Source organism: Temperatibacter marinus (assembly GCF_031598375.1).
Taxonomy (GTDB): Bacteria; Pseudomonadota; Alphaproteobacteria; order Sphingomonadales; family Kordiimonadaceae; genus Temperatibacter; species Temperatibacter marinus.
In genome coordinates this window covers 2,951,262-2,976,272 of sequence record NZ_CP123872.1, presented here as the reverse complement: position 1 = coordinate 2,976,272, position 25,011 = coordinate 2,951,262, and the positions used below count along the sequence as shown (strand labels likewise).

At 44.2% G+C, this 25,011-nt stretch carries 22 protein-coding genes and 1 riboswitch; of the genes, 16 read left to right on the top strand and 6 right to left on the bottom strand.

Features of this window, described 5'->3' with window-relative positions:
• Nucleotides 1-84: 84 nt before the first annotated feature.
• The 5 genes from QGN29_RS13475 to QGN29_RS13455 are packed head-to-tail and all read left to right on the top strand — an operon-like array spanning nt 85 to nt 4,124.
• Complete coding sequence (locus tag QGN29_RS13475; RefSeq protein WP_310798393.1) at nt 85-816, top strand: DNA-3-methyladenine glycosylase I; 732 nt, start codon at nt 85-87, stop codon at nt 814-816.
• Between the two features lie 37 nt (nt 817-853).
• Complete coding sequence (locus QGN29_RS13470; protein WP_310798392.1) at nt 854-1,702, top strand: TIGR00266 family protein; 849 nt, start codon at nt 854-856, stop codon at nt 1,700-1,702.
• Between the two features lie 8 nt (nt 1,703-1,710).
• On the top strand, nt 1,711-2,865 hold the full coding sequence (locus tag QGN29_RS13465) for a sialidase family protein (RefSeq protein WP_310798391.1): 1,155 nt from the start codon (nt 1,711-1,713) through the stop codon (nt 2,863-2,865).
• Nucleotides 2,862-3,299, top strand: a complete 438-nt coding sequence (locus QGN29_RS13460; RefSeq protein WP_310798390.1) for a PaaI family thioesterase — start codon at nt 2,862-2,864, stop codon at nt 3,297-3,299. The genes QGN29_RS13465 and QGN29_RS13460 overlap by 4 nt, the downstream gene beginning before the upstream one ends.
• Before the next feature lie 30 nt (nt 3,300-3,329).
• Entirely contained in the window at nt 3,330-4,124 is a 795-nt protein-coding gene (locus QGN29_RS13455) for a DUF817 domain-containing protein (RefSeq protein ID WP_310798389.1), read from the top strand.
• On the opposite strand, the gene QGN29_RS13450 is transcribed toward QGN29_RS13455, so the two are convergent.
• Entirely contained in the window at nt 4,114-4,818 is a 705-nt protein-coding gene (locus tag QGN29_RS13450; RefSeq protein ID WP_310798388.1) for a c-type cytochrome, read from the bottom strand. The genes QGN29_RS13455 and QGN29_RS13450 overlap by 11 nt on opposite strands.
• 5 nt (nt 4,819-4,823) lie before the next feature.
• A complete protein-coding gene (locus QGN29_RS13445) occupies nt 4,824-6,149 on the bottom strand; it encodes an FAD-dependent oxidoreductase (protein ID WP_310798387.1) in 1,326 nt (441 codons plus the stop codon).
• 192 nt (nt 6,150-6,341) lie between these two features.
• On the opposite strand from QGN29_RS13445, the gene QGN29_RS13440 reads away from it, so the two are divergent.
• The 9 genes from QGN29_RS13440 (at nt 6,342) to QGN29_RS13400 (ending at nt 17,125) form a co-directional block, all read left to right on the top strand.
• Nucleotides 6,342-6,863, top strand: coding sequence for a hypothetical protein (locus QGN29_RS13440; RefSeq protein ID WP_310798386.1), 522 nt, complete (start codon nt 6,342-6,344; stop codon nt 6,861-6,863).
• A gap of 170 nt (nt 6,864-7,033) precedes the next feature.
• A riboswitch (glycine riboswitch) is annotated at nt 7,034-7,124 on the top strand.
• Between the two features lie 158 nt (nt 7,125-7,282).
• The gene (gene gcvT / locus QGN29_RS13435; protein WP_310798385.1) at nt 7,283-8,413 is read left to right on the top strand and encodes a glycine cleavage system aminomethyltransferase GcvT; all 1,131 of its coding nucleotides are present in this window, start codon (nt 7,283-7,285) and stop codon (nt 8,411-8,413) included.
• 54 nt (nt 8,414-8,467) lie between these two features.
• Nucleotides 8,468-8,833 carry a glycine cleavage system protein GcvH gene (gene gcvH, locus QGN29_RS13430; RefSeq protein ID WP_310798384.1) on the top strand — a complete coding sequence of 122 codons (366 nt, stop codon included), beginning with the start codon at nt 8,468-8,470 and terminating at the stop codon, nt 8,831-8,833.
• A 64-nt stretch (nt 8,834-8,897) separates the two neighbouring features.
• Entirely contained in the window at nt 8,898-10,247 is a 1,350-nt protein-coding gene (gene gcvPA / locus QGN29_RS13425) for an aminomethyl-transferring glycine dehydrogenase subunit GcvPA (RefSeq protein WP_310798383.1), read from the top strand.
• A complete protein-coding gene (gene gcvPB / locus QGN29_RS13420; protein ID WP_310798382.1) occupies nt 10,247-11,800 on the top strand; it encodes an aminomethyl-transferring glycine dehydrogenase subunit GcvPB in 1,554 nt (517 codons plus the stop codon). Before gcvPA ends, gcvPB begins: the two co-directional genes overlap by 1 nt.
• Nucleotides 11,801-11,905: 105 nt before the next feature.
• On the top strand, nt 11,906-13,108 hold the full coding sequence (locus QGN29_RS13415) for an EAL domain-containing response regulator (RefSeq protein WP_310798381.1): 1,203 nt from the start codon (nt 11,906-11,908) through the stop codon (nt 13,106-13,108).
• Nucleotides 13,109-13,172: 64 nt separating this feature from the next.
• Nucleotides 13,173-14,405: a PA0069 family radical SAM protein gene (locus QGN29_RS13410; protein WP_310798380.1), complete on the top strand. Its 1,233-nt coding sequence runs from the start codon at nt 13,173-13,175 to the stop codon at nt 14,403-14,405.
• Between the two features lie 154 nt (nt 14,406-14,559).
• Nucleotides 14,560-15,366, top strand: a complete 807-nt coding sequence (locus QGN29_RS13405; RefSeq protein WP_310798379.1) for a hypothetical protein — start codon at nt 14,560-14,562, stop codon at nt 15,364-15,366.
• 163 nt (nt 15,367-15,529) lie between these two features.
• A complete protein-coding gene (locus QGN29_RS13400) occupies nt 15,530-17,125 on the top strand; it encodes a methyl-accepting chemotaxis protein (RefSeq protein ID WP_310798378.1) in 1,596 nt (531 codons plus the stop codon).
• A 54-nt stretch (nt 17,126-17,179) separates the two neighbouring features.
• Here the strand turns inward: QGN29_RS13400 and QGN29_RS13395 are convergent, their stop codons facing one another.
• The 4 genes from QGN29_RS13395 to QGN29_RS13380 are packed head-to-tail and all read right to left on the bottom strand — an operon-like array spanning nt 17,180 to nt 22,756.
• Nucleotides 17,180-18,346, bottom strand: coding sequence for an isovaleryl-CoA dehydrogenase (locus QGN29_RS13395; protein ID WP_310798377.1), 1,167 nt, complete (start codon nt 18,344-18,346; stop codon nt 17,180-17,182).
• 1 nt (nt 18,347) lies between these two features.
• Nucleotides 18,348-20,351, bottom strand: coding sequence for an acetyl/propionyl/methylcrotonyl-CoA carboxylase subunit alpha (locus QGN29_RS13390; protein WP_310798376.1), 2,004 nt, complete (start codon nt 20,349-20,351; stop codon nt 18,348-18,350).
• Complete coding sequence (locus tag QGN29_RS13385; RefSeq protein ID WP_310798375.1) at nt 20,348-21,130, bottom strand: enoyl-CoA hydratase/isomerase family protein; 783 nt, start codon at nt 21,128-21,130, stop codon at nt 20,348-20,350. The genes QGN29_RS13390 and QGN29_RS13385 overlap by 4 nt, the downstream gene beginning before the upstream one ends.
• 18 nt (nt 21,131-21,148) lie before the next feature.
• Nucleotides 21,149-22,756: a carboxyl transferase domain-containing protein gene (locus QGN29_RS13380; protein WP_310798374.1), complete on the bottom strand. Its 1,608-nt coding sequence runs from the start codon at nt 22,754-22,756 to the stop codon at nt 21,149-21,151.
• Nucleotides 22,757-22,892: 136 nt separating this feature from the next.
• On the opposite strand from QGN29_RS13380, the gene QGN29_RS13375 reads away from it, so the two are divergent.
• On the top strand, nt 22,893-23,792 hold the full coding sequence (locus tag QGN29_RS13375; protein WP_310798373.1) for a LysR family transcriptional regulator: 900 nt from the start codon (nt 22,893-22,895) through the stop codon (nt 23,790-23,792).
• A gap of 94 nt (nt 23,793-23,886) precedes the next feature.
• A complete protein-coding gene (locus tag QGN29_RS13370) occupies nt 23,887-25,008 on the top strand; it encodes an efflux RND transporter periplasmic adaptor subunit (RefSeq protein WP_310798372.1) in 1,122 nt (373 codons plus the stop codon).
• The last annotated feature ends 3 nt before the right edge of the window (nt 25,009-25,011 follow it).

Genomic DNA, 25,011 nt, shown 5'->3' with positions numbered 1-25,011 from the left:
AATTTGGGTGCTAGGTCCTTGAACGTCAACCTTTTTTCCTGAGTATTTTTCTGATAAGACAGAAAGAATTCGGGAGGAAAAAATATGACAGCATCATTTCAATCAATAATGGATCGGGCTCTTTTAAGAAAAGGAGGGGAAAAGGCGTTGCAGGCTCTGTTAGAGGACATACCTCAAACTCATGCTTTTGAAGAAATTCCAGACGATCGTGTTTTATCCATGATGTGTCGCGTGATCAACCAGGCTGGCTTTAACTGGTCTGTTATTACTAAAAAATGGCCGCAATTCGAAGAGGCCTATTTTGGTTTTGATGTTGATAAATTGGTTCAACTCTCTCCAGATGAGTGGGAAGCATATGTAAAAGACAAGCGTGTGGTCCGAAATTGGCAAAAAATTAAGGCGGTTTGGGAAAATGCTCGATTTGTGAGCCATATTTCTGAAGAGCATGGGTCTTTTGCACGGTTTATGGCCAGTTATGGAGCAGATCAACAGATTGATTTGATGGCCTATCTAAAGAAACACGGCAGCCGTCTAGGAGGGAATACAGGAATGTTTTTACTGCGCTTTCTTGGTAAGGATAGTTTTATTCTCTCTCGCGATGTAATTTGGGCCATCAGAGATGCGGGCGTTGATATTGCAGAAAATCCAACATCCAAAAGGGATTTAACGGCTATTCAAGCTACCTTCAATCAATGGCATAAAGAAACAGGCTTATCATATACCTATCTCAGTCGTATTGCTTCTTATTCCATCGGAACTGATAATTCTGCAAATAAAATTCAATCTGAACTTAAAAAGCTAGGTTTGGATGCTTAAGTAAGTAGTATAACTATAAATCAGTGAGGAGAGAAGAATGAGCCATATTCCAACAACCACAAGCAGCCGTCACTATAGAAGCGAGAGTATCAATGACGACATTGATTATGAAGTGAAGGGCAGTGAGATGCAATTTGTTGAGATCGAATTAGATCCCGGTGAAAGTGCTATCGCTGAGGCGGGAACAATGATGTATAAAGCGCCCACGATCACGATGAATGCTGTGTTTGGCGATGGCTCTGGTCAAGAGGGCGGTTTCATGGGCAAACTCTTAGGTGCCGGGAAGCGATTGCTGACAGGAGAAAGTCTTTTCACGACTGTCTTTACACATGAGGGACACGGAAAAGCCCATGTTGCCTTCGCGTCGCCCTATCCTGGCAATATCATTCCCATGAAACTTGATGATATGGGAGGGCAGCTTATTTGCCAAAAAGATAGTTTTCTCTGTGCCGCAAAAGGCGTATCGGTGGGTATTCATTTCCAGAAAAAGATCATGACAGGGCTTTTCGGCGGCGAAGGTTTCATCATGCAAAAACTTGAAGGAGATGGCTGGGTCTTTGTTCATGTGGGAGGAACTGTGATCGAAAAAGAACTAAAACCGGGTGAAATTCTGCATGTTGATACAGGGTGTCTCGCGGCAATGACAGCAGATGTCGATATGGATATAGAAAGTGTTGGCGGTGTTAAGTCGATGATTTTCGGCGGAGAGGGCGTATTCTTCGCTCGGCTTCAAGGTCCTGGCAAAGTATGGCTGCAAAGTTTACCCTTCTCTAGACTTGCAGGACGTGTTCTTGCAGCGGCCCCTCAAGGCGGTGGTCTTGATAAGGGTGAAGGATCAATATTGGGAGGTATCGGCGATATTATTGGCGGCGATAGAAGGTTTTAGGCGAGACAGTGTTTCCGGTAAAAACCTTCACTCTCTATAAAGAAGCTTGCTTCTATGCGACATTCCCCAGCGTGACGATGACTCATTCTGGGGATATTCTTGTTGCTTTTAGGCGTGCACCTGATCACCGCTGGCTTGTCAATAAAGATGAGGACCTGCCCCTCAAAGATCATTTTAATTCGGTTGATCACATCCACTCTCGCTCTCATATTGCTCTCATAAGACTTGATCGAAATTTGAAGCAAGACGGGGAAGTGTCTATTCTTCCTTGTGACCCAGAGGCGGCAGATCAAGAAGCCAATTTATTAACTTTATCGTCTGGACGGATTATACACTATGGGTTCATGTTTTATCCAGTTTTGCCTGAATATTATGAGGCCTTGAAGGCACAGGGTTGTCATCCAAGACGTAATAAATTTTATGGCGTCGATTACTTGTTTTGGGGGAGCTACAGCCGGACGTCAGATGATAACGGCCAAAGCTGGTCCGCACGGACGCTTTTGCCGGTACCGTCTTATTTCAAAGGGAATAAAATTGCAAAAAAAGCTTTGCAAGGAGGACCTGTTCGCGGGCGTGCCATACAAACACGAGAAGGGACTATCCTCTTGTCGGTCTATAAAGAGGACAAAGAAAGTCGTGCGCCTGAAGTGACTCAGTTTTATCAATCTTTAGATGAAGGTGAGACGTGGGGAGAGGTAGGAGATACCCTTTGTATGCCCGCCATACATTTAAGAGAGCCTGCGCTTGCAAACTGGCCGGATGAAAATCAATTCACTGTCTTTCACCGGACGAAAGGCCTAGAGGGAGGCGATCACCTTGTGACTGCTAGAGGGGCTCTTGACACCTTAAAGACAAAACAGCCGCAAGTGCATCAAACCAGAGGGCATCCCTATGATCCACTCATTCTACAGGATGGACGTCTTTTCTTAAGCTATGGCTATCGCAGTGCTCCTTATGGTGTTCGATATAAGATCGTGGAAAAAAATCAGGCCCTCGATGACGCCGAAGAATATGTTATCTGTGAAGACAGTCATGGCCATGATTGTGGCTACCCTTGGGCTGTAGAGATGTCATTAGGGAAAGTTCTTGTGGTTTATTATAAAACATTTGAGGATGGCCTGCGGGGGATCGTTGCGAGTATAGTAGAAGTGGATATGATATGACAACTGTTCAAGATTTACGCGATCAAGGGTATCATACCTGGGATATGGATATAATCGAGCCATTTGAGGAAAATAATGGTCCTTTTCTGATGAAGAAACAAGAAGATGGGTCGTGGGTGACAGCCCTTGTTGTTGAAGAAAAACATTTAAATGGTCATAAGACGATACACGGCGGGGCTTTGATGACGCTGGCTGATGTAGCTATATTTGCCTTTGCAAGAGACTTGATTGTTGGTGAGTTTAATGCCGTTACAGTTTCTATGACGGCTGACTTCTTAAAGGGGGCGCAGGTAGGCGACCTTATAGAAGGAAAAGGGCAGGTCACGCGGGAAACTGGCTCTATGATCTTTTCAAGTGGAGGGCTCTTCGTTGGGGATGAGTGTCTCTTAAATTTTAGTGGCATAATTAAAAAGTTGGAAAAGAAAAAAGGCTAAACCAGAGGCCTTACAGAGGATAAAAGAGAAATGGCCCATCTCCATACGCAATTGATTGCCTTTGGCATGATTCAGGCACGGGCCTCAGTCTTTGGAGCTGTCTTACTCTTTTTTATCATTCTCACAGAATTTATATATCCAAGTGACTTTTTCCTGCATCGATATGATTTCCTTCTTTTGACCGCCGTTCTCACTCAGATATTTCTTGTTGTGACAAAAATGGAGAGCATTAAAGAAGTCAAAGTCATCCTCATTTTCCATTTTGTCGCAACAGGGATGGAGCTCTTTAAAACCTTACCATCGATCGGTTCATGGGCATACCCAGGGGCTGAAGATGCCTTATTTTCCTTGGGGACTGTACCGTTGTTCGCGGGCTTTATGTATTCTGCAGTTGGAAGCTTTATTGCAAGAGCTTGGCGTTTGATGGCATTAAAGTTTGATCCTTTTCCTCAGCCTTGGGTTACCTTATCCCTCTCTTTCTTGATTTATTTGAATTTTTTCATTCATCACTATATTTGGGATCTTCGTTATATACTCTTAACAGCTTCTTTAGGGCTTTATTGGAAGACAACAATCACATTTACAGTTGGTCGCGAGCAACATAAAATGCCTTTTTTATTGGCAGCATTTTTGACGGCCTTCTTTGTCTGGATTGCAGAGAATATCGCGACTTTCAGTAGTATATGGCTCTATCCAAATCAAAAATTCGGCTGGCAACTTGTTAGCCCTGATAAAATGTTAGCATGGTATTTATTGCTCTTATTGAGTTTTGGTTTGGTGAGTTTACTCTATAAGGAAAGGAGAAAAGATCTCTCTAATCCTTAAGGCTTTTTAAAAAAGCAATCAGATGGGCTCTTTTCTCTGTGGAATTCAAAGCTTTGTGTGCTCGATGGCTGCCTTGTCTGAAGCCTTTCTCTTGCAAAAGGTAACGATTGAGGGCTTCTTCATCCCATATACCTTTTCTTGCGATCAATTGAGCAGAATAGTCAAAGCCGTCTAAACTCGCAATTTTACGGCCAAAAACCTTCCATAAATTTGGCCCGTGTTTCTTTGGTTGATTGGGTGCAGCTGTATGGCAAGCCAAACAGGGGGGGAAGAGAGAAGCACCAAGAGGGGCATGTCCCTGTTGAAGAGCATGTTTTAATCGGCTGTTATCTTCTGCAAAATTTGCAAATAAAGCCTTGAGAATGCGGTCCCTTTTTTCAGCACTTTCAAGGCCGAGAAAATGCATTTTTGTCTGGGGCACCATTGTATTAGGATTAAACAAGAAGGCTTCTAAGGAGAGGCGATTCCAGACATAGTCGTGGTTTTTTAAAGAGCTACTATAGCCATAGTCAGGAAGGCTAGCTACTTTGCGCCCAAGAATTCCATATAAATTGGGGCCATAAATATGTGTGCCGCCCTTATTAAAGGTGTGACAGGCCATGCAATCCAGCAGAATGTCGCCTGCGGGATGCTTTTCTGAGGCCGCTATAGGAAAAGCCCAGAGGGTAAATGCGAGTAACAGAGTTTTGCTCATGGTTTTTAATTACTCTTTGCGACAGTGACCATAGTGTCAATATTTGTAAATTTGTGACGGCTCTCAGACTCCAAGGCAGCATCGATTTCTGCTTCGTCGATTTTTTTCCAATTCTCAAAAGTGACAATCTCGAGGGATCTGTCTTTAATGATTGCATTCAGCCCTTTTCGACCTTGTTTTCCTGCTGGTTTGATATCATTTAAAATCGTTCTTGCAACCTCAACACCATCTGGTTTGTTCGTGCCGATCGTCCCCGTCGGACCGCGCCGGGCCCATCCGCTGCTGTATAAACCAGGGGCGATTTTGCCAGATGAATCTGAGAGAAATCGTCCCTTATTTTTGTCATAAGGGATGTCTTCAATTGGACTGCTTTTATAGCCGATACAACTGACAACCATCCCAGCAGGCAGGACTTCACTCTCTCCAGTTCCAGTTGTCTGGCCTTCGTCATTGACTTCTGTGGTTTCAAGGCGAATACCGCACACACAAGCCTCTCCAAGTAAAGCCATGGGGCGCCTGAAAAACTTCAGATGCAATCTTATAGGCTTATCGTCAGGCTTGTTGGTGGCAAGATCTTTTAGAATTGCTAGGTTTTTCTTTGTCGCTCCTTTAGAGTCTTCAACAGCCTTTTCACTGGGCATATCATCTGGATCTAGAAGAGCTACGCAATTTTCCAATTTATTTAATTCCCCAAGTTCTTTTGGTGTGAAGGCTGCATGCAAGGGGCCTCTACGGCCAATAAGATATATATCTTTGATTGGGCTAGCGTTGATGGCTTCTCTGGCATGGCGCGCAAGATCCGTTCCTTCCATCTCTGCTGGGGTCTTAGCAAGAATTCGGGCAACATCAACGGCCACATTGCCGTTACCTATGACAGCGACAGATGAAATATCTAAATGAGGGTCAAGATCAGCATAATCAGGATGGCTGTTATACCAGCCTACAAAGGCGCCTGAGCCATAAACACCGTGCAATGCTTCACCGTCGATGCCCAGTTCTCTATCTTTTGCAGCGCCTGTAGCAAGTACGACGGCATCGTATAAATTGAGGAGCTCCTTCAGTGTGATGTCTCTTCCTAAAGAAAGATTGCCCACAAAACGCACATTTTCTTGTTCATTAGTACTTTCATAACGGCGTGCTACATTTTTTATGGATTGATGGTCTGGAGCAACACCAGCTCTTATCAGTCCATATGGGGTAGGGAGCCGGTCAATGATATCAACCCGGGCATTTTCATTTAATTTAGTCAAGGCTTCTGCTGTGTAATATCCAGCAGGTCCAGCACCAATAATGGCGATCCAGAGGGTGTCGTCAGAATTATTTATCCCCATATCAATCTCCCTTCAGACAAAGTGCCATTTTTTGCCACAATCGTCAAATATGACTTATGAGAGTAGAGGCAGTTTTTTCAAAACGAAAGATTTGCTGTTTTAGCTCTTGCGGGTCGTAAATGTTGACACTATGATCGCGCAAAGTTTTGATTGTATCGCCTGCATATACGGAGCAGGAAGGAAAGGGTATATATGTCATTAAAGACAGTATCGCGTTGGTTTGTTCTTGGGCTATCAGTAGCAGCCCTCTCGGCATGTGCGCGTGAGAATCCTCTAGAAGTGACGATTGATCACTGTCCTGCAGTTGCTGTGATGGGAGATATGGGCACCTTTACACGCATAAAAGGGGATAGCGACTTAGCTAAGGATATCGAGTATACGGCAACTTTATCGCGCGTTGATACAGAGTGTAGTCAGGAAGAACAGGTGGCAACGAAGGTTTCCTTTGATATCTCTGTTCTTGCAGGGCCTGCGAATAAGGACCGGTCAGTCACGGTTGACTATTTTGTCTTAACATTAAAAGATAATTATAGCCTTATCTCTAAGAAAACCTATTCTGTTACATTGACATTTGATCGCAGTGGCCGGGCTTCAAAACGCCAAACAATTGATCACCTTGTCCCGACAATAGATCAGGCACGTGAGTATGATTATGAAATCTTACTTGCGCTAAATCTTACACCTAATGAGGTGATGAGAAATATCAAGCGCTGAGGATGATTCGGCTCTAGCTCAGGGTAATATTACAAAGATTTAACGGAAAGGATCAGTCATTCTTTCCGTTTTTTTGTTCGAATCTTGCTTTTTTCCTTCATTTAAGATTGGACGATTGACTCCTCGATCTTTGTGGCTATATTCGCGCCATAGGTCATAGAGATAACTCTATATCTTCAGCGGGAGAGATTTTGGTCCTCCAAAAGCGCCGAAGGAGCAACCGCCCCGGAAACTCTCAGGCTTCAGGACCGCAGAAGATAGACCACTCTGGAAAGCAGAATGTGTTAGCATTCTCACCGACGGGGTAAGCGATTACAAATCGTGAAATCTCTCAGGTTCCGTGACAGAGGGGGCTTGCAACTGGCGAAAGCCAGCGCAACGTAATGCGAAATTTGTAAGTTTGTTTGAACGGAAATTTTATGACTGATACCAATACTCTTTTAAAGACACCCTTATATGATCTCCATGTTGAATTGGGCGGTAAAATGGTCCCTTTTGCTGGCTATGCTATGCCCGTTCAATATCCCTTAGGCGTGATGAAAGAACATAATCATACCCGTGAGAAAGCCGGGCTGTTTGATGTTTCTCACATGGGACAGGCTTACGTTCGATCCAATGATGGTAGTGATCCGATTAAACACCTCGAAAAAATTATGCCTTCTGCTCTTGCGGTCCTAAAGCCTGGAAAAATGCGGTATACAGTCCTTCTAAATGAAGCGGGAGGCATCGAAGACGATTTGATGGTGACACGAACTCACGAGCCTGATGGCATGGCTTACATCGTCGTGAATGCTGCATTCAAAGATAAAGACTATGACCTAATCGAGAAGTCTCTTGGCGACAATCTTAACCTAGAACCCTTAGAAGATAGAGCCTTGCTTGCCCTGCAAGGTCCTCAGGCAGAATCAGTCCTTGCTGAGATAGCTCCTGAAGTTGCTAACCTTGGGTTTATGGAAGCAACATCAGTGACCCTTGAAGGCGTTGTTTGCTGGGTTGCTCGCTGTGGGTATACGGGCGAAGACGGTTATGAAATCTCAGTCCCTGAGGAATTTGCGGATGCCTTTGCACGTCGACTTCTTGCCCATGAAGATGTGGAAGCAATAGGTCTCGGCGCGAGAGACAGCTTAAGATTAGAGCCTGGTCTTTGTTTAAGTGGCCATGACTTTGATGGCTCTAAAAGCCCTGTAGAAGCCAATATTTCTTTTTGCCTGGGTAAAAAGCGTAAAGAAGCTGGCGATTTCATTGGTGCTGATAGAATTCTTAAAGAGCTGGCAGAAGGTGTCGACACCCTCCGTGTCGGGATCTTACCGTCGGGAAGAGCGCCTGCTCGAGAAGGGACGGAAATTGCGAACGCAGAAGGTACAGTTATCGGCGTGATAACCTCTGGTGGTTTTGGTCCAACAGTCGGGGGGCCTATTGCGATGGGATATGTTCCAGCTGATTATTCAGCAGAGGGGACCGAAGTTAATTTGATAGTGCGCGGAAAGGCAATGCCTGCAAAAGTTGCTGCGATGCCCTTCGTGGAACAGCGCTATAAACGTAAATCTTAAGTAGATCATGAACCAAACGATCAATCATATCAAATCTAGTCAGGGAGATTAAAGATGATTAAATATACAGAAGACCACGAATGGATCGCAGTTGACGGTGATATTGCAACAATCGGCATTACAGACCATGCGCAAAATGCTCTTGGTGATGTCGTTTTTGTTGAGTTGCCAGAAGTCGGGGCCGCTTATGGGCAAGGCGATGATGCCGCTGTCGTAGAATCTGTGAAAGCAGCTTCAGAAGTCTATGCACCTATCAGTGGTGAAGTGACCGAAGTGAATAGTGCACTAGAAGACGATCCTTCTCTTGTGAACAGTTCAGCGACGGATGCAGGCTGGTTCTTTAAGTTGAAAATTGCGGACAGCAATGAACTTGATGAAATGATGGATGAAGACGCTTATTCTGATTTCATCGCGGACTAATCCAAACCATATTTCGAGACGGACTATTGTGTGCGTCTCTAACTTTTCCTTTGGAGACCCCTAGATGCGTTATTTACCTCTTTCGGACGCTGATAGACAGGATATGCTATCAACCATTGGCGCCTCAAATGTGGATGCTTTGTTTAGCGACGTTCCTGCTGAATTTCTAAACGCTAAAATTGACTTGCCAACACGAAAAACTGAGTTGGAAGTTGAGCGTCATATGTCCAAGTTGGCTGCTAAAAATACTGCAGCCGGCTCAGTGCCTTTCTTTGTTGGTGCAGGCGCTTATCATCACCATGTTCCTTCTTCTGTTGATCACCTGATCCAAAGAGGGGAGTTTCTGACGGCTTATACTCCTTATCAGCCTGAAATAGCCCAAGGAACCTTGCAGGTGATTTTTGAATTTCAGACTCAAGTTGCGCAGCTTACAGGGATGGATGTAGCCAATGCTTCCATGTATGATGGGTCCACAGGCTGTGCCGAAGCGATTATGATGGCTCGTCGTGTCACAAGGAAAAAGAAAGCAATTCTTGCGGGCAATCTTCATCCGCATTACCGCGAGGTTTGTCTAACTCAGACACAATATACGGATGATGAGTTGGTGTCTCAAGCGGCAAACCCTTCTGATCCAGAGGCGGAACTTCAGGCTGTTATCGACGCCATTGATGACACAACAAGTTGCGTCCTCGTTCAAAACCCTGATGTTTTTGGCAATGTTCGTGATCTAACTGCAGTGGCAGAAAAAGCCCATGCTCACAAGGCATTATTAGTGGCTGTGTTTACGGAAGTTGTTTCTCTAGGGGCCCTTAAATCTCCAGGTGAGATGGGTGCTGATATCGTTGTAGGTGAAGGGCAATCTATCGGAAATGGACTGAACTTCGGTGGTCCTTATGTTGGTCTTTTCGCAACGAACCAGAAATATGTTCGCCAAATGCCGGGACGGCTGTGCGGGCAAACTGTTGATGCAGACGGAAAGCGTGGATTTGTTTTGACACTTTCTACAAGAGAACAGCATATCCGCCGCGAAAAAGCGACGTCAAATATATGTACGAATTCAGGCCTTTGCGCTTTAGCTTTTTCAATTCATATGTCTCTTTTGGGTGAAAAGGGAATACGTCAGCTTGCCATGGTTAATCATAAGAAAACACTTGATTTGAAAACAGCGCTAAATTCTATTGAAGGTGTTGAGGTTCTTAACAAAGCCTTCTTCAATGAAATCACTCTTCGCATCACTGGAGATGCTACGGATGTTGTGGAAAAACTTGCGAAGAAAGATATTATCGCGGGTGTGCCTGGGGGGAGGTTATTTCCAAATGCAGGCCTTGATGATCATATTCTTTTGGCAGCAACTGAATGCGTAACTGATGATGATATTGCGGCACTGACTGCTGGTTTGAAGGAGGTTCTCTGATGTCAATGAATTCCGAAGGGCGTCCTACAGGACTAGAAAATGTCGAAGCGACTACGACTAAATTTGAAAGTTACTCAGGTCATCAAGGTTTACGTTTAGCAGAACCTTTGATTTATGAAATAGGATCAACAGAGTTGACTGGCGTGGACTTTGAAGATTTGGAAGAGTTCGATGCTCAGCTTGGGGGCGTAGAACGTCAAAGTGAGATAGGATGCGCTGGTTTGGCTGAGCCTGATGTTATGCGCCACTATACGCGCCTTAGCCGTAGAAATTATGGCATTGATATGGGTGTTTTTCCTCTTGGCTCTTGTACAATGAAGCATAATCCTCGTCTCAATGAGAAGATTGCTCGGTTGCCTGGATTTTCAAATGTTCATCCATTGCAGCCAATGTCGACTGTTCAAGGAGCAATTGAGCTCATGGAAGAGCTTTCAACATGGCTCACACGCATGACAAATATGCCGGTTGTCGCCTTGTCCCCCAAAGCAGGAGCCCACGGCGAACTATGCGGTGTGATGGCCATGCGTAAGGCTCATGAAGCGAAGGGAGATGCACGGTCTGTCGTTTTATGTCCGGAGTCAGCCCACGGGACAAACCCTGCAACTGCTGCCTTTTGCGGTTATAAAGTTAAAGCAATTCCGGCTAAAGATAATGGCCGTGTAGATATGCAAGCTTTGATAGCTTCTCTGGATGAAACGGTGGCTGCTGTTATGCTCACAAATCCAAATACCTGTGGGTTATTTGAAAATGAAGTGAGACAAATTGCCGACGCCATTCATGATAATGGGTCTTATTTCTACTGCGATGGTGCGAATTTTAATGCCATCGCTGGTAAAGTTTGCCCCGGTGATCTTGGTGTTGATGCCATGCATTTTAACTTGCACAAAACCTTTTCGACGCCCCATGGCGGAGGTGGACCTGGATCTGGGCCTGTTGTTTTCTCAGATCGCCTAAAAGACTATGTGCCTGTTCCTTACATTGTGAATGATGCAGAGGGTAAATTTGCCCTAAAAGAGTGGTTAGAGATCGAAGGGGATACTTCTTTCGGGCGTCTGACGGCTTTTCATGGTCAAATGGGTATGTATACGCGTGCTCTAACATATATGCTCTCTCACGGGATTGATGGTATCAAGCAAGCGTCTGAGGATGCTGTCTTGAACGCCAACTATGTCCAAGCCTCTTTAAAAGAGGACATGTCGCTAGCCTTTGACAGCTACTGCATGCATGAATGTTTATTTGATGATGGCTTCTTAAAAGATACAGGTGTCACAACTCTTGATTTTGCTAAAGCAATGATTGATGAAGGGTATCACCCGATGACTATGTATTTCCCGCTTGTTGTTCATGGCGCGATGCTTGTGGAGCCAACAGAATCAGAGAGTAAATATAATTTGGATCAATTTATTAGATCTATGAAAGGTTTGGCAGCAGAAGCAAAGTCTGGCAATAAGCAAAGATTCCTTGCTGCCCCTTACCATGCGCCTTATGCGCGCTTGGATGAAACTTTGGCAGCGCGAAAGCCTATTCTTCGATACGAGAATAACGAAAGCTAAACCTTTTTATTGTAATTCTAAAAAGCAGGGCCTTGGCCCTGCTTTTTTCTTTAACAAGCGTGCACAAATGTTTTATGCTTAAAGAAATAGTGCTTAGGGGGCTTTATGAGTAACGAACAATCTATATTGGTGGTCGACGATTCTTCAACTTATCGGGATATTGTAGCCCACGAACTCAGACAAGAGGGCTATTTGGTTTCCACAGCAAGAAATGGAAAAAAAGCCTTAGATATTCTTAAGACTGAGCAGTTTAATTTTATCATTACAGATTTGGATATGCCAGAAGTAGATGGGTATGGTCTCATAAAGGAGATAGCAGGTTTAAGTTGGAGGCCTGGTGTCATTCTTATGACGGGGCATGCTGAAAAAGCACTTCACTCTGCAGAACAGCTTGCCATTGCATATTCAATCAATTTGCTGGCGACGTTACCAAAGCCTATTCCTGTAGAGAAAGTGCTTTCAGCGCTCACAGATTTTGTTCGCTCTAGAAGTGATGAGGCGGGAGTGTCAGATTCTATTCTTTCTGAAACTGAGTTCATGCGCGGCTTGATGACAGATGGCCTGGTACCCGTATATCAGCCTCGTGTAGATGCTAAGACATTGAAAGTGACAGGCGTTGAGGTTTTTGCACGGTGGAGATCAATATCAGGTGGTTTAATGGGAGCGCATTCTGTTCTCACTTTGGCGTCAGAGAAGGGGTATATGGATGTCCTGACATATCGGATGCTTGAATTGGCTGTTGAACAGTGCGGCGAGTGGCTAAGCCAGGGCATTGAGATGCCCATCTCTCTCAATTTAAATGCCGAAAACCTAAGGAAAAGTGATTTCTCTGATATTGTAAGCGGCCTGTTAGATCAGCATAATGTGCCCCCAGAAATGGTAACACTTGAAGTTGGCGAAGCAGATATGTTGATTGACGAGCGAAAGTTACTGGAAGAAATGGGACGCCTTCACCTAAGAGGACTGGGCCTCGCTTTAGATGATTTTGGTACGGGCTTTGGGTCATTGATGAGACTACACAAAATCCCTTTCTCTGAAATAATCATTGATCGAGGATTTCTCGATACCGCCCTAAGAGATAAAGTCGCTTTCACAATTTTAGAATCAGTTGTCGATCTGGCACACAAACTTGATATTAAAGCAGCGAGTTGTGGTGTGTCGGACGCCCAGACCCATGCGCTTACAAAAAAATTGAATTTTGATACGCTTCAAGGGTATATCTTGGGTAAGCCGATGTTACCGAATGATTTTCTGTCCTGGCTTTCAACATTGAATGAAGGCTGTGTGCACCTTGAACCAGAGGGATAAGTCCCAGATTAACGGTTTTAAATAAATATTTGTTCTACTTTTGTTCTTATGCTATAGTCATGCCATGGAACAAGAAAGAACATATAATCATATTTCAAAAAAACCTGTTATTCAGTCAATTACAGGCCGCCCAAACCCTTTGAAATCATCGAAAGGAGGGGAGCAGGCAAGATTGAATCGAGAACACCGTCATTTAGGCCGTGGTGTTTGCTCAAATCGTACAGGACGGTTTGAGGCTTACCAAAAAATTGAAGAGCCAGAGTTTCCCTTTGGAGAGCAGTCCTATGATAAGACAGACAATCAAACGCGTGTTTTTCATGATGCGACCAAAACCATCATTACAAAGAATGACTCGCCAGATATTCCCTTTAAAAAATCTATTAATGCGTATCGTGGCTGTGAACATGGATGTGTATATTGTTTTGCGAGGCCGACCCATACTTACTTAGGCCTCTCAGCTGGGTTAGATTTCGAACGCCATATAATGATGAAAAGCAATGCTGCGGCATTATTAGAGCAAGAATTAGCCGATCCAAATTATACAGTCACTCCTTTAGCAATGGGCACAAATACAGACCCTTATCAGCCTATTGAAAAGCAGCATAAAATTACCCGCCAACTTCTTGAAGTTCTTAATCGATTCAATCATCCTTGTTCGATCGTGACCAAGAATAAACTGATTGTCCGGGATATTGATTTGTTATCTGAAATGGCGGCTAAAGGACTTGTGAAAGTTTATGTCTCGGTCACCACAGTGGACCCCAAACTTGCAAGAGTTTTGGAACCCAGAGCATCTTCCCCGCAAAAAAGGCTGGATGCTATCCGCTTGTTATCTGATGCTGGAATTCCGACAGGGGCGATGTTTGCTCCTATAATTCCCGCAATTAATGATATGGAGATGGAACAAGTCCTGGAGGCGGTTAAACATGCGGGTGCCAAAGAGGTAGCCTATATTCTTTTAAGGCTGCCGCTTGAGGTGGCGGGTCTTTTTTCAGAATGGTTAACAGCTTATTTTCCAGATCGAAAGGAGCGAGTGCTCTCGCGTTTGAAGGCGATGCGGGGCGGTCGCGTGAATGACCCTCGATTTAAACACCGTATGAAAGGAAAGGGTTTTGAAGCGGAGATGCTTAAACGTCGATTTGAAGTTCATTGTCGTCGTCTTCGGTTAAATATTGGGGAGCAAGCTCATGAGACTAAAGAGGATGCCTTGAATTCATGCCCTGTGAAGTTTACGGTCCCTGCGGATGTGAGGTCGCGTCAGGATAGATCTTCTGGGCAGCTTAATTTATTTGCTTAAAACTGGCTTGCAATATTTTCCGTAGCTCGTTTTAAATGCGGCAGGAATTTCCCTTCACTTGAATACATGAGGCTTATACTAGCCCTTTTATTGCGAAATCTGAATAAATTAGTGGCATGGAGTTTGCGTATGTCTTCTTTAAAGGAGATATATTATGGATACACAAAACTTCAATGTTGCGCTTAATTTGGATTATCCTGAAAGCGATAGTCGCTATATCAATTTAGGGCAGGTTTACCGCAAACAAACAATGGGTGAAAATTTTTGGCTAGATGTTTTGTCTGGAATGGCGAAACAGCTGATGGAAATCACCAATGAAATGCCCGAGAGTTTAGAAGCGGATGACGTTTCCAAGATGCTTCATAATGAATATCGATTTGAGCCGCTTCTTGGATTGGCTAGTATCCTAGAAAAGCCTCATTTAGTCCCTTTTTATGGTGAGACAGTTATAATTAACGGTGTTGCTTGTGCTGGAATTTCTAAATTGAGCGAGCAACTGCTTGATATTTTGCGTCGTGAAAAGATCCTAGATCCAGTCCCATATACAAAAGTGCCGGGTAATTTGTCTATTGATAACATGGAGTTTGATCTGCAGGAAAAGGAAGTTCATTTAATTGGTCGCAAAAGGCTGCGCCCGATCGGGGACCTTAAGCATGACCTTGCTCGCTTCTCTTTTTCATTAGAAGGAGGGTTTCAAGCGTTAAGAATGAAACTTGATGGCACCAATGGTTTTTCCATTAAGGGTTATGAAAGTAACCAAAAGCGTATGGTCAAGTCGATGTTCAAGAGATGGTTACAACGTCTTAATCCTGATTTAGTCAGACAGATCCCTTTGATCATTGCTCTTGATTGTTTTGTTGCGATCCGGTCAGGAGGCTTTACTCCTTTGGAGCAGCAATCAATTCTGGCGCGAGCAATATACGGAATGCACGAATATACAAATGATCGTTTGTTCAAATAGAAATTAGTGCATAATATAATCCTGATAAATCGCCTCTTTTGAGGCGATTTTTTTTGACTTGAAACAAACTGTCTCTATAGTCGACTGTTAGTAAAAATATGATTTTTACAGAGCACAATCGGGGGATAGTGAGCTTAAGTAAAACGTTAAAGGGAATTTATTAATGTTTGGTTTTGGGAACCAGAGTCTTAAAGATGAAATTGCTGGATTAGAAGAAGATTTACGAGTCAAAGATCGGGGTCTTAGAACATATCAACGTATCATTAATACCATGCCTCTTGGTGTGATCACTGTAGATAAATCATCTGCAGAGATGATTTATCATAATGATACTGGGGAACAATTTCTCGAGGAAATGAATCATCCCTTAAAGAATAAAAAGGGAAGTGAAATTCGAGGCGTGTCCTTAACGGATTTTATACCGCAAAGTGAATTGTCTTCTGCAGAGTTTCAATCAAAATCTAGTTTGCCTCTCTTTAAACTTGTTAAGATCGGCCATGACTATTTAGAGATCACAATTGATAGCCTTGATAAAGAAGATGGTAGTTTTGATCGCGTTATATTGACTTGGCGTATAGTGACCGAGCGGGAAGAATTTAGATTCGAAACAGAACGCCTGCGTCAGCTTGTGGACAAAATGCCCATTAGCGCAATGATGATTGACCCTCAAACTCTTTCTATCTCTTATGTGAATGAAGCAGCGGTCACCTCATTGAAATTGTTAAAAGACCACTTACAAATAAATGTAGAAGACCCTGTTGGTGCGTCTATAGATGGTTTTATTCAATTGAATGGATTGGCAGAAGCGATCAAATCCGGTCGAGGCCTTCCCAAAAAAGACAGAATGGAAATAGGCGATCAAGTCCTTGGATTACAGGTGTCAGCAATTATGGCCAGCGATAGCAGCTATATGGCAACGCTTCTAACCTGGACGAATATTACAGCACAGGTTCAGGTTGAAAAAACTGTTGGGGAAACTGTTGATCTCATCAAAAAGGATAGTTTGGTTTTAAATGATCAATCTCAAACCATGTCTCTGGCGTCTAATACAAGCCTGCAGACAGCAACAGAGGTCTCTAGCGCTGCTCAAATTGCGACATCAAATGTTGAAACTGTGGCTGCAGCGACTGAAGAACTTGGGGCATCTGTCCATGAAATTGGAGCACAGATTTCAAGAGCGTCGGAAATTTCAACTAAAGCCAATGGTAAAACTCTTGAGGCCAGTGATCAAGTCAACCACCTTGCTGATGCTTCACAGAAAATTGGAGATGTGGTCAAACTGATTAGTGATATTGCAGAGCAAACGAATTTACTTGCTTTGAATGCGACAATTGAAGCCGCCAGAGCAGGGGATGCAGGTAAAGGATTTGCGGTGGTTGCTAGTGAAGTTAAATCCTTGGCTAATCAGACCGCCAATGCGACAGAAGAAATTACCCAGCAAATTTCGGCTATTCAAAGCGAAACATCTTTAGTGGTGAAGGCGATGGATGAAATTTCGACCGTCATTGGTGAAGTCTCTGAAATTGCAGGCAATATTGCAGATTCAGCTGACCAACAGAGTGCTGCAACATCTGAGATAGCTAGAAATGCTCAAGAAGCGGCGCATGGTACTCAAGAAGTTTCACGCCACATATCAGAAGTTCAGGTTTCTGCAGACACGACAACAACAGCTGTTACAGAGGTTCTTGAAGTGTCGAGCCAATTGACACGTTTGGCAGAATCTTTGAGTGCAGAATTTAATAATATGCTTCAAGATTAAACGAAAGACTTTCTTTAAGTCGAAAAGGCGCCCTAGAGCGCCTTTTCTTATGAATTAATCGGTTTCTTTAAAGAGTTCTCTGCCAATTAACATCCGCCGAATTTCTGATGTACCAGCACCGATTTCATATAGTTTTGCATCGCGCCACAAACGGCCTGTAGGTGTTTCATTAATATATCCCATGCCGCCAAGTGCCTGGATGCTTTCTCCAGCCATCCATGTTGCTTTTTCTGCAGCATATAAAATACAAGCTGCTGCATCTTTGCGTGTTGTTTCACTGCGATCACAAGCTTGAGCTACGGCATAAACATAGGAACGACAAGCGCCCCATGTAGCATACATGTCGGCAAGTTTACCTTGCATGAGTTGAAATTCACCGATGCTTTTCCCGAATTGTTTCCGGTCATGCACAAAAGGAACAACAATGTCTAGACAGGCTCGCATAATTCCTAGCGGCCCACCGCATAGAACAAGGCGTTCATAATCAAGGCCTGACATCAGCACGTTGACACCTCGTCCAACACCGCCCATGACTCGCTCTTCAGGAATGAAGCAATTCTCAAAAACCAATTCACAAGTATTCGAACCACGCATGCCCAGTTTGTCGAGCTTTTGTGCTGTGGAAAAACCTGCGTCAGACTTTTCAATGATAAAGGCTGTAATGCCCCGGGCGTGGGCGTCCATATCCGTCTTTGCATAAACCACTAAGACATCAGCGTCTGGCCCGTTGGTAATCCACATTTTGTTGCCGTTTAGACAATAGCCGCCGTCCACTTTATCAGCCTTCAGCCGCATTGAAACCACATCTGACCCTGCACCAGGTTCACTCATAGCCAAAGCACCAATATAGTCTCCGCTACATAGCTTAGGTAAATATTTTGCCTTTTGCTCTTCATTTGCATTTTTTGAAAGTTGATTAACACAGAGATTTGAAAAGGCCCCATAAGAGAGACCAATTGAGGCTGAGGCACGACTAATTTCTTCCATGGCGATCACATGAGCTAGGTATCCCATGTCAGTTCCCCCGTAGGCCTCAGGGGCTGTCATGCCTAATAAACCAAGCTCACCCATTTTTGGCCAAAGGTCATTCGGAAAGCTGTTTTCCGTATCTGTCTTCTCAGCTAGTGGTGCAATCTCGCTCTCTGCAAATTTACGGACCATGTCTCGCAGCATGTCGATCTCTTCACCGTGATCAAATTTTAAATGGGGGAACTCTATCATGTTACTCTTCCTCTGGTTGGGCTTGGATGTCAAAGAGGACCGTATTTTCTGGGACCTGGTCCTGAACATTGACGTAAATATTTTCTATGATGCCATCAATTGGGGCTGTTAGGCTTTGTTCCATCTTCATGGCTTCCATGATCAAAATGGTGTCACCGGCTTTGACTACATCACCAGCAACTGAGCGAATATCCAATATCTTTCCAGGCATTGGAGAGACAACAGCACCGTCACCGCCTGTAAATGCATCGGTCTCAAAGTCAGGTTTATACAAAGATAACTGATGACTGTACGTGGGCATGGCCAGCATCACAGCATCGTCTGTGGCGGAATATTTCACTTCTTGTTGATACCCGTCCAACTGCAATCGAGCTTCGCTCTCACCAATGTCTATGCGGTGGGCTGTGTATGTTTTGTTCAGGCATGTCACTGTGGTTTCAGTTTCGCCTTCTGAAATGAGTACAGAGGCATCTTTGAAAAGGACAGTATATTGGGCTTTGCTATTCATTCTAAAGCCGTCAAGTACAGCGAAAGGGTCGTTTTCTTTGGGAGCATTTGTTGCAAGAGCATAATGGATCAGTCCAGCAATAGCATAATCTTCAGCTGATGGCTCAGGATCATCGCAAAGGCTTTCAGTTTTCCCATTTAAAAAGCCAGTGTCCAAATTGGCGGCGATGAAATTTTCATCGTGCATAAGCCGAGCTAAAAAATCTCTATTGGTGCGCGTTCCAGCCAGCAGCGTTTTTTTCAAAAGCTTTTGCATGGACTGGATAGCCTGCAGGCGATCATCCCCAAGAACAACAAGTTTGGCGATCATTGGATCATAGTGAATTGATATTTCATCACCGCTGCGAACGCCTGTTTCAACACGCTCCCGAGCATAATCACTTTCAACTGTTTCGAATTTTTCTAAAGTACCAATCGCAGGGAGGAAATTATTGGCAGGGTCTTCAGCATAGAGACGCACTTCAATGGAATGTCCATATGAGCCATCGACAATAGCTTCTTGTGTCATCGGGAGCATCTCTCCTTGTGCTACCCGAATTTGCCATTCCACTAAATCAACGCCTGTTATCATTTCTGTGACAGGATGCTCGACCTGTAGTCGTGTATTCATTTCCATAAAGTAGAAAGGGGCATCCTCTAGCCCGTTAGCGACGTCAACGATAAATTCTACAGTGCCAGCTCCCGTATAGTTCACAGCTTTAGCCGCATTAACGGCGGCATCGCCCATCTCTTTACGAAGATTGTCTGTCATGCCTGGTGCAGGGGCTTCTTCGATCACTTTTTGATGGCGTCGTTGAATTGAACAATCTCGTTCCATCAAGTGGACCGCATTGCCATAACAATCACCAAAGACTTGCAATTCTATATGACGCGGTTTTTGAATGAGTTTTTCGATCAAGAGTTTCCCGTTGCCAAAACTTTTTTCCCCTTCGCTGCGAGCTGCAATAATCGCTTCGACAAGATCCTTTTCACTTTCGACAGCACGCATCCCCTTACCGCCGCCACCAGCAACAGCTTTGATCAAAACTGGAAACCCAATATCAAGAGCTGCCTTGTATAAAGTTTCGTCGTCTTGTGCTTCGCCGTGATATCCTGGAACAACCGGTACCCCGGCATCGATCATAAGTTGCTTGGCAGTCCCCTTCAATGCCATCGCATTCATGCTTTCGGCAGAAGGCCCTATGAAAATAATATCGTTGGCCTTGCAGAGTTCTGCAAAGTCAGGGTTTTCTGAGAGAAATCCATAGCCAGGATGTATTGCTTCAGCCCCCGTCTTTCTGGCTGCCTCTATGATTTTTTGCTGAACGAGATAACTCTCAGCAGCAGCAGCAGGGCCAATACAAACAGCTTCATCCGCCATTTCTACATGCATTGCATCCTGATCCGCTTCTGAGAAAACTGCGACTGTTGACAGACCCATTTCTTTAGAGGTTTGCATCACTCTGCATGCAATTTCACCGCGGTTTGCAATAAGAATTTTAGAGATGCGTTTTATCATGATGGGGCACTCCAGTTTGGTTTGCGTTTTGATAGAAAGGCATCTAATCCCTCTTTTCCTTCATCGGATTTTCTGCGTGCAGCAATTCGCTGTGCCGTTAGATGGCGAAGCTCTGCAGTGATAGGTTGCCCATCCACGTCTGCGATGAGTTTTTTGGCATCAGCCATAGCCGCAGGAGCATTGTTAAGAAGAGCTTCCGCTAGAATGATCGCCTCGCTCATTGGGTCCTCAGCTATGTCATGCAGCAGGCCATAAGCAAGAGCCGCCTGAGCGTCAAAACGTTCCGCAGTCAGGAATAGGCGCCGGGCTTGACGACTTCCAATAGCTGCGACGACGTAGGGACTAATTGTTGCAGGGGTCAGACCCAGCTTCACTTCGGAGAGGGCAAATTTAGTAGAGGGTGCGCCGATTGCAATATCCACCACTGAAGTCAAGCCAACACCGCCGCCCATAGCGACACCCTGGATAACACCGATCACAGGCTTTGGGCAGGTGTTTATGACGGATAACATGTCGGCCAGTTTTATGGCGTCTTGAACATTTTCCTCTTCACTAAAGGAGGCAGCCTGCTTCATCCAGTTCAGATCAGCTCCTGCACTAAAGTTTTTGCCATTGCCAGATAAGATAATGACGTGAACATCTTTGTTCTGCCCTAAAGACGTAAAGGCCTCATTGAGAAGGTCAATGACAGAAGCATTGAAGGCATTGTTAACTTCTGGCCTGTTTAAGGTCACAAAAGCTAAGCCATTATTCTCTATTTTTATTTCTAAATCAGTCATTTATGGGTTCTTTCTCATCTACATTCTAAAGAGGCCGAATTTAGTCTCTTCGATGGGACTGTTTAGGCTGCTTGAGATGGCAAGGGCCAGAACGCGGCGTGTGTCAACAGGATCAATAACCCCATCATCCCAAAGGCGTGCACTTGCGTAGTAGGGGTGACCTTGATGCTCATATTGCTCTTTTATGGGTTTTTTGAAGGCTTCTTCCTCAGCAGCAGACCATTCTTCGCCGCGTGCCTCTTTTCCATCGCGTGTTACGGTGGCCAAGACACCCGCTGCTTGTTCGCCGCCCATCACAGAGATTCGAGCATTCGGCCACATAAACATATAGCGCGGGCTATAAGCCCTGCCACACATGCCATAGTTTCCTGCACCGAAACTGCCGCCAATGATGATTGTAAACTTTGGAACGTTAACTGTTGAGACAGCCGTTACCATCTTAGCACCGTCGCGGGCGATACCAGCGTTTTCATAAGCCTTGCCAACCATAAATCCATTAATATTTTGTAAGAAAACAAGCGGGATCTTCCGCTGTCCACAAAGTTCTACAAAATGAGCTCCTTTTAGGGCACTCTCGCTAAAGAGAATACCGTTGTTGGCAATAATTCCAACAGGCATACCCTCAATATGAGCAAAGCCGCAAACTAGGGTTTCGCCGTAATATTTCTTGAACTCTTGAAATGCACTTTCATCAACGAGGCGTGCAATAATTTCTCTAATATCAAAGGGTTGGCGCGCGTCTACAGGTACGATCCCATACAACTCAGCAGCATTAAAGAGGGGCGCTTTGGGCACTTGCATTTTAAGTTGTTGTTGTTTTTGCCAGTTCAATCCAGCCACAATATCGCGAGCGATCAAAAGAGCATGATCGTCATTCTTTGCAAGGTGGTCTACAACGCCTGATTTTCGAGCATGAACATCGCCGCCCCCAAGGTCTTCTGCGGTAACCTCTTCTCCTGTCGCTGCTTTTACGAGGGGAGGGCCGCCAAGAAAGATGGTTCCCTGATTTTGAACGATGATACTTTCATCCGCCATAGCAGGCACATAGGCGCCGCCGGCTGTACAGCTGCCCATGACCACAGCAATTTGCGGAATGCCCTGGGCAGACATATTAGCTTGGTTAAAAAAGATTCGTCCGAAATGATTTTTGTCAGGAAAAACTTCATCTTGATTTGGTAAGTTTGCGCCGCCGCTATCAACAAGATAAATACAGGGAAGACGATTTTCTTGTGCAATTTCTTGAGCTCGTAAATGCTTCTTCACGGTCATAGGATAATAGGTACCCCCTTTGACAGTTGCATCATTACACACGATCATACATTCAATGCCGGAAACGCGACCAATACCAGCGATTACCCCAGCAGCAGGTATGTCTGCATCATACATATTAAAGGCTGCCAGCTGGCCGATCTCTAGAAAGGCAGTGCCTGGGTCTAATAGTTTTTCAACTCTCTCTCTTGGCAGTAATTTCCCCCGACTGAGATGTTTTTCTCGCGCCCGTTCATGGCCGCCGCGTTTGATTGTTTCAATTTTACTTTTCAAGTCATCGACAAGCTCTTGCATGAACTGCTGATTTGTCAGAAAGCTCGGGTCATTTTTATTCACTGATGTGCCAATGGTATGCATTACACTCCCTCAAGACAGAGAAAAAACTTTCTCTGCATCACTATGTTTCTAGAGTCGAAATTTGACAGGAGTATATCCAGAATCTATGTATAGGTAAAATTGATGATAAAAATAATATCTATAGATGGGGTCTATAATGGATTTATATTTAATTCGCTACTTTCTGGCGGTTGTTGAAGCAGGAAATTTTACACGCGCCGCAAAAAATCAAAACGTTACACAGCCCACTTTATCAGCTGGTATAAAAAAATTAGAAGAGCAAGTTGGCCTCTCTTTATTTGAGCGCACTAATAAACGTGTTTTCCTCACGGATGCAGGCTCTAATTTTCTTCCCCATGCCAAGGCAGTTGTTCACCAAATCAATCTCGCGCAGCAAGCTCTAAAGGAAACGGGCAGGCGGAAATTAATTAGAATTGGCATTCTTATTACGGTTGCTGAAGAATTGATCAGTCAATTCATTGGAAATTTTGCATTAAAACATCCCGATTATGAAATTGAAATTGTCGATGGGACAGAGCGGGAATTAAACAACCGCTTAGACGAACGTATGATTGATTATGCACTTTCGTTGCCTCGTCCAGGACAAGAGGAAGATCAAATTCTGATGGAAGAAGGGTATTCTTTTGCCGTGCAAGCGGGCAGCAAGCTTGCAGGGAAGGCCATGATTTCTCCAGAAGAACTTGTCCATCATAACATGGTCGTTCGCTCAAGATGTGAAGTTCTCAGTGAAACCAGTAAATATTTTACAAGTCACAACATCCGACCCCGCCTCGCCTATCGTACAAGGGATGATAGTCGTGCCCTGGCGATGGTTAGTGCAGGAATTGGGGGCGGATTATTCCCTGATTCCGTCATAAAGACTGATCCAAATCAATCTAGGTTTGATCATTTTAAGTTAGAAGGCTTTGATCAGCACCGTTCTCTAGCCCTATTAAGAGGAGAAGGGCTCAAAAGCGGTGAATCTGTCTTTCAAGAATTTGAAGATGAAGTCAGATCATTTTTTCGTGATATGGATGAAAATTGGGTGATTTTTTGACCATGATTCTGTAAACAAGTGTTAGGCTATGGATGATAAAGCTATTATGATAACGAGTATTTATATTTAGTAAGAATTTTTTTATGGGGTCGATATGTCGCGGACAACTGGAATATTAACAGTCATTGTCATTATGTTATCAACTGGAAGTTTATGGCTTCTTTTCGGTTCAAATGATGAAGAAAGAAAAAGAGGCCGCGGTGGCCGTATAGTGACTGTTAAAGTCGATCCAGTTAAAGAACGTGAATTTTCAGATATTGTTGAAGCTATCGGCAATGCTAAGGCTCGTGAAAGTGTTGTTCTAACCTCTCGCGTCACTGATACAGTCTCAAAGGTACATTTTGCTGACGGCCAAGTGGTCAGTAAAGGCGATTTAATTGTTGAGCTGACACGGGATGAAGAACTTGCCCAATTATCAGAGGCCAAAGCGAACCTTTTAGAAGCAGAAAAACAGTTTGAAAGAATTCGGGATTTGGTTGATCAAGGGAATGCAAGCACAGCAGCTCTAGAAACTTCACAGCGTCGTCGTTCAGAAGCAAATTATCGACTGAAAGCGATCGAAGCCAGATTAGCTGATCGTACAGTGATCGCTCCATTCGATGGTGTTTTAGGTCTGCGTCAAGTCTCAGAAGGCTCCCTCATCAATCAAAATACGGCCATCACAACAATAGATGCTATTGATAAAATAAAGCTCGATTTTTCAGTGCCAGAACGTTTTATTAGTGCTTTAGCTGTAGGCCAGCAAGTCTCAACAAAAGTTGATGCTTATCGAGGGGACCTCTTTAAAGGGGTTGTTCAATCAGTTGATAGCAGGATTGATCCTGTAACCCGTGCTGTAAAAGTCAGAGCATTGGTTGATAATTCAGAGCTTAAGTTGCGTCCTGGCATGTTGATGACTGTTGAATTGATTTCAAGAACATGGGTGGCGCCTTTTGTGAACGAACAGTCTATTTTACCTCTGGCGGGTAATCAATATCTTTATGTTATCGATGACAAGGGTAAAGCAGAACGTCGCTTGGTGACGCTGGGGTTAAGAAGAGCAGGCTATGTTGAAGTGAAATCTGGTGTGTCTGTTGGTGATAGAGTTGTCATTGAAGGGGTTATGCGCCTTGGTAGGCGGGGCGGAAAAGTCGTCATTCTAAATGAAAAAGGCGAAAAGGGTGCAAATCTAGCAGGTTCTCATGAAAAATATAAAAAGAAGACAACGGGATTTTAGACC